The sequence below is a fragment of the Falsiroseomonas oryzae genome (assembly GCF_027856955.1).
Taxonomy (GTDB): domain Bacteria; phylum Pseudomonadota; class Alphaproteobacteria; order Acetobacterales; family Acetobacteraceae; genus Falsiroseomonas; species Falsiroseomonas oryzae.
The window spans coordinates 1-5,788 of sequence record NZ_JAPSMD010000339.1 but is presented as its reverse complement, the minus strand read 5'-3'; the positions used below and the strand labels follow the sequence as shown (position 1 = coordinate 5,788).

7 protein-coding genes are annotated in these 5,788 nt (G+C 72.2%); 4 read left to right on the top strand and 3 right to left on the bottom strand.

Annotated elements, in window-relative coordinates:
• From OZN99_RS23680 to OZN99_RS23665, 4 genes are all read left to right on the top strand, one after another.
• The coding region (locus OZN99_RS23680) for an AAA family ATPase (RefSeq protein ID WP_270937720.1) at window positions 1–495 on the top strand (495 nt) is incomplete at its 5' end.
• Between the two features lie 37 nt (window positions 496–532).
• On the top strand, window positions 533–1,411 hold the full coding sequence (locus tag OZN99_RS23675; protein ID WP_270937719.1) for a universal stress protein: 879 nt from the start codon (window positions 533–535) through the stop codon (window positions 1,409–1,411).
• 52 nt (window positions 1,412–1,463) lie between these two features.
• Entirely contained in the window at window positions 1,464–2,036 is a 573-nt protein-coding gene (locus OZN99_RS23670) for a GNAT family N-acetyltransferase (protein ID WP_270937718.1), read from the top strand.
• A gap of 103 nt (window positions 2,037–2,139) precedes the next feature.
• Entirely contained in the window at window positions 2,140–2,850 is a 711-nt protein-coding gene (locus OZN99_RS23665; protein WP_270937717.1) for a pirin family protein, read from the top strand.
• A gap of 155 nt (window positions 2,851–3,005) precedes the next feature.
• Here OZN99_RS23665 and OZN99_RS23660 read toward each other — a convergent pair whose 3' ends face one another.
• From OZN99_RS23660 to OZN99_RS23650, 3 genes are all read right to left on the bottom strand, one after another.
• A complete protein-coding gene (locus OZN99_RS23660) occupies window positions 3,006–3,599 on the bottom strand; it encodes a peptidoglycan-binding domain-containing protein (protein WP_270937716.1) in 594 nt (197 codons plus the stop codon).
• 92 nt (window positions 3,600–3,691) lie between these two features.
• Window positions 3,692–5,266, bottom strand: a complete 1,575-nt coding sequence (locus OZN99_RS23655) for a PEP-CTERM sorting domain-containing protein (protein ID WP_270937715.1) — start codon at window positions 5,264–5,266, stop codon at window positions 3,692–3,694.
• Window positions 5,267–5,602: 336 nt separating this feature from the next.
• Window positions 5,603–5,788 (bottom strand): hypothetical protein (locus OZN99_RS23650; RefSeq protein WP_270937714.1); only part of this gene is annotated, 186 nt, incomplete at its 5' end.

Below are 5,788 nucleotides of genomic sequence, written 5' to 3'. Positions count from 1 at the left end.
ACCGGCAAGACCTGGCTGGCCCGGCAGCTCGCGCCGCTTCTGGGCGTGGCGCCCGGCGCGCTGCACCTGCGCAGCGACGAGATCCGCAAGCGCCGCGCGGGGCTGGCGCCGGAGCAGCGCCTGCCGCCCGAGGCCTATGCGCCGGGCGAGAGCGCGGCGGTCCATGCCGAGATGTTCGCCGCCGCGCGCACCGCGCTGGCGGCCGGGCATTCGGTGGTGCTGGACGCGATGTTCCTGGACGCTGGCCTCCGGCAGGCGGCGTCGGAGGCCGCCGCGAGCGCGCCCTTCACCGGGATCTGGCTGGAGGCGCCGCTCGAGCTGCTGCGCGTGCGCGTCGCGGCGCGCCAGGGCGATGCCAGCGACGCGACGGTGGAGGTCCTGGACCGCGCGGCCCGGACCGATCCGGGGGCCATCGATTGGTACCGGGTGGATGCGCGCGATCCGCTGTCCCCGGCGCGTAGGCTCCTGGCCTTGAACGGCGATTCCGCGGCATAAGGTTACGCAGGGAAGGTTTCGGGGAAGGAGAGGCGCAATGGCCTATCGTCGCCTGCTGCTGCCGCTCACCGGCACCGCTGCCGGAGAGGCCGCGCTCGCCACCGCGCTGGACGTGGCGCGGATCTGGAATGCGCATCTGCACTGTCTCCACGTGCGCGTGGATGCGCGCGACGTCGCGCCCCTGGCGGGCGAGGGCCTGTCGGGCGCGATGATCGAGGAGATGATGGCCGCCACCGAGCGCGAGAGCGGGGAGCGCGCCGGCCGCGTGCGCCAGCTCTTCGACCGCTTCGCCGCCACCCATGGCGACCTGGTGCTGGCCACCGACCCGAACACCGCGCTCAAGACGCCCGGCGTGACCATCAGCTTCGAGACGCTGGCGGGGCGCGAGGAGGACGTGGTGGCGCAGCAGTCCCGGCTGTTCGACATGGCGGTGGTGCCGCACCCCGAGGCGGACGAGGACGTCTCCTCCTCCGACGCGCTGCATGCCGTGCTGTTCGACAGCGGGCGGCCCGTGCTGATCTCGCCGCGCGCCGCGCCGGTCACCATGGGCACGCGCGTCTGCGTGGCCTGGAACGGCACGGCGGAGAGCGCGGCGGCGGTGGCGGCGGCGCTGCCCTGGCTGCACCGCGCGCAGGCGGTGCGCATCCTGCACGCCACGGAATACCAGCGCCGCGGGCCGGGGGCGGAGGGCATCCGCGCCTATCTCCGCTGGCACGGGATCGAGGCGGAGCTGCACCCCTTCAAGCCGGCGACGCGGGAGGTGGGCGCGGGGCTGCTCGGCGCGGCGCGCGACTTCCAGGCCGACCTGCTAGTGCAGGGCGCCTACAGCGCGTCCCGCCTGCGCCAGCTGATCCTGGGCGGCGTGACGCGGCACGTGCTGGAGAATGCGGACCTGCCGGTGCTGATGTGCCGCTAGCGCCCGATCGGCGAAGGCGGCGTCGCCGAAGCGGTGAATCGGTCGCCCAGGCTTGACGCGGCTGGTCCGGCCGGCGGCGGAGCACCTGGCCGAATACGCCGATGCGCTGCGCCGCGGCTTCGAGCCCTCGACCTTCAGCGGCCCGGCCCTGGCCTGGGCGCAGCTGGAAGCCATCGCGCACGACCCCGCGGCGTTCCTGGCCGGTCTGGACGATCCGGTGGGCGGCCAAGTGGTGGTGCTGCCGGGCGGCCGTACGGTGCGGCGGCTGCCCGGCTTCTCGCGCTGGATCCTCGATGGCGGATTTTGCGGCGTCATCCATTTCCGCTGGCAGCCGGGCGTCCCGGAACTGCCGGACTACGTCCTCGGCCATGTCGGCTACGAGGTGGTGCCCTGGCGGCGAGGCGAAGGGCAGGCGACCCGCGCGCTGGGCCTGCTGCTGGCGGAGGTGGCGCCGCTCGGCCTGCCCTGGGTGGAGGTGGTGACCGGCGCGGCGAACCCGGCCTCGATCCGGGTGATCGAGGCGCAGGGCGGGCGGCTGGTGGAGCGGTTCACGGCCGGCCCGGCGCAGGGCGGCGCCGCGATGCTGCGCTTCCGGATCCCTCTGGCGGCGCCATCACCCGCGTGAATGGCCGCAATCGGTTGCGGGGTGCTGCGTGAATGACGGCGCGCCCCTATCTCCTGCCCCGAACAGCAGACCCCGGCAGGTCCGGGGGACGGGAGACACGACGATGATCGACGTCCGACCCTTCGCCAGCCTAGGCGGCGCCAACCACGGCTGGCTGAAGGCGAAGCACCACTTCTCCTTCGCGAACTACCACGACCCCGCCCGCATGAACTGGGGCCGGCTGCGCGTGTGGAACGACGACGAGATCGCGCCGGGCACCGGCTTCGACGCGCATCCCCACCGCGACATGGAGATCATCACCTATGTCCGCGAAGGCGCGATCACCCACAAGGACAGCATGGGCAACGAGGGCCGCACCGAGGCCGGCGACGTGCAGATCATGAGCGCCGGCACCGGCGTGGTGCATGCGGAGTACAACCTGGAGCCGACCACGACGAAGATCTTCCAGATCTGGATCATGCCTGACCGCCGCGGCGCCAAGCCGAACTGGGGCGCGAAGCAGTTCCCCAAGGCGGCGCGGGAGGCGGGGTTCGAGGTGCTGGCCTCCGGCCGGCCGGCCGATGCCGGGAACGGCGCGCTGCCGCTGAACGTGGACGGCGCGGTGATGGCGGCGACGCTGAAGGCCGGGCAGACGCTGGTGCAGAAGCTGGAGGCCGGCCGGGCCGCCTATCTGGTGCCGGCGAAGGGCGCGGTGACGGTGAACGGCCAGGCGCTCGGCGCGCGGGACGGCGCCGGCATCGTGGACGAGCCGGAGATCGCCATCACAGCGACCGAGGATGCGGAACTGGTGCTGGTGGAGGTGGCGAAGGAGTGAACCGGACCCGTGCTGCCCGGACCGTGTCCGGCCAGCACGGGTCCAGCCCTGCCGGAGCCGGCGATTCACGCCCTGGCGTGCCCGCCTGCGGCGCGCACACTCAGGGCGACCGCGGGCTCAGGCGGGCGCGCGGCGGTTGCCGCGCGCCCGCTGCGTCAGTTCACGCGCTGCAGCAGCGCGAACAGCGTGCGCTGGTCGGGCAGGCCGTTGACCGGCAGGTTGTTCTCGCGCTGGAAGCGCTCCAGCGCGAGGCGGGTGTATTCGTCCCAGGCGCCGTTCGCCTCCGGCACGGTGTAGTTGCGGGCGCGCAGCGCGTCCTGCACGCGCCGCAGCACCTCGGCATAGAGCGGCACCACGCCGCTGGCGCTGCGCGCGCCGACGAGATTGGAGCTGCTGCGCAGCCGCTCCGCCGAAAGGGCGGAGACCAGCCGCGTGACGGCGGCGGCGAACTGCGCCTGCGGCGTGCGCTGGCAATAGGCGCCGAGCATCTCCAGCAGCAGCGCGGTGGTCTGCCAGGGCACCAGGTCGAAGGTGTCGGGCGTCAGCAGATTGGCCGCCGTGACGTAGCCGTCCACGAAGCCCTCGAAGAGGCGGAGGTCGCCGGCGCCCATCCGCCGTGCCTCGACGAAATTGGCGCAGCTGGTGGCGCCGCCGCCCTTCAGCGCGAAGCGGCCTTCGGCATCGGCGGCCTGGGCCGGTGCGGCGAGGGCGAGCAGCAGGGGCAGGGCGTGCAGCAGGCGGCGTGTCATGTCTGGCAGGCTTGCATGCTCGGGGCCCGGAACGCGAGAGGGCGGGCGATCCCTGCGGATCGCCCGCCCCCGATGGCTACGCGATGCGTGACTTACGCCGCGACGCGCCGGCGCCGGCGCGCCGCGAGCAGCCCCGCGACGCCCAGGCCGAGCAGGCCGAGGGTGGCGGGCTCCGGCACGCCGGTGGGCTCGTCGGGCTGCAGGATGGAGACCATGGTCAGCGAGGTCGGCGAGCCGCTGAAGTCGAGGAAGGTCGGGAAGGCGGTGGCGAAGTTCGGATCCTGGGTATCGAGCGGCTCGAGGCCGCGCAGCTCGAACTTCGTCACGCCGGAGCCGAAATTGTAGAACTCCGAGGGGTTCAGCGTCGCGACCAGGATGCCGCCGACATAGACGTAGAAGGGGCCGTCGCCATAGGCGCCGGCGGGCGGCGTGCCGACCTGGATGAACTCGCCGCCGCCGACCAGCTCGTAGGTGAAGCCGATGGCGAAGGGCGGGTCGTACCAGCGGCGCGGCTGCGGCGCATCGAAGGTGAAGGTGACGGCGCCCGTCGTCGGGTCGGCGATCACGAAGGGCAGCACCGGGTTGGTGGGGGAGGAGCCGGGCTCCTCGCCGGCGATGCCGCCGAAGGCGAAGAAGAAGGTGGCGGGCTCGCCGGTCTCGGGGCCGCCCGTGGTGGTGCTGGCGACCGTGGTGACTTCGCCCTCGCCGCCTTCGCCGCCCTCGGACGGGTCCACAGGGGAGGACTGGCCGAGCGAATAGACGTTGGCGTTCAGCGTCTGCAGCGCGGCGAGCGCATTCGCCTCGTTGGCGGCGCTGCCGTAGAAGATATTGAAGTTGCGGCTCTCGCCCGGGGCCAGGTCGCCGAAGGCGAAGTCGAAGACCGAGCCATGGTCCTGCGCACCGGCATCGACGAAGTCCACGTTGATCGTCGTCGTGAAGTTCGGGACGGGCAGGTCTCCGGGCAGGACACGCGGGTCGCTGCTGACGAAGCCGTCGTTGCTGGCGAACAGGACGTTGCCGCCATTGGTGACGAGGTTCGCGGCGACGCCCTTGTGGGTGACGTATTCGTTGAACTCGGTCGGCGGGACGTCCCAGTCCATCACGCGGCGGTAGATGACGTTGTGCGCCGTGTCGCTGCCGGTGTTGGTGATGGTGACGTTCACCTGGAAGGTGTCCGGCGCCAGCGAGGGGCCGAAGGCGTGGCGCACGCTGATCGGCGCCTCGGACAGCCCGACGACCGAGGTGGCGGTGTTTGGCGTGGCGGAGATGGTGCCACCGAGCAGCCCGCCATTGCCGGAGGACTGGTTGGCGAAGCCTGCGACGGGGTCCGACGCGCTGCCGTAGCGCACCGCGACGCCCCAGCCCTCGCACAGGCAGCCCGGGGAGGTCGCGTCGCGCCAGGTCAGCGTGCCGTCGGTGCCGAAGACCCCGCGGCGGCTCAGGCCCCAGGCGTCGAACTCATCCGTCGTGGGGCTGCCGTTCGGACCCAGCACGCCGACATCGGAGAAGTTCAGGCTGCCGATGTTGTTGATGCCGAGCGCGGTGTTGCCGTTGACGATCACCGCGCCGAATTCGTTGACGCCCTGCGCCAGCGCCGGTCCGCCGCCGAAGGCCAGCGCGGTGACGAACACGCTGCGCAGAAGCGTCGCCCTCAGGCCATGTCGCATGCAACCCTCCCGCCGGTCGGGCCGTCGCGGATCGCGTGCAGCGCTCCGCGGATGGCCACTGTTGATCACATAAAACATGAACGGCACGTCACGCGCCCGTCATGCTGCTACTCAGGGTTGGGAGCGTTGCAACTTGCGTGCCGTTCGGAAAACACCTCGCACAATCAAGGACTTCAGCGATATTTGTTGCGAGATTATGCATACATGGGGATGAGCGCGGATGAACATTGTAAATGTTGCCGACGCCCCCGCCGCCCGCGCAGCCCGCCACAACCGCGGATTGCGCCGTCCGTCCAGGCGCGAACCCCCGCCATGGCGCGTCCGGCACCTGTAAAGTCAGCCGACAGCCCCGCCCGCATCCAGCAGCAGCCCGATCTCCCGCCGCAGTAGCCCGGTCGGGTCGCGGCCCGGCCCGCCGGCCACCAGCGCCCGGTGGCCGCCCGGCAGCACGGCATGGCGCGCGCCCGGCAGGAGGGTGGAGGCGACCGGCACCAGCCCGTCGCTGGGCCCGGCGCCCTGCCG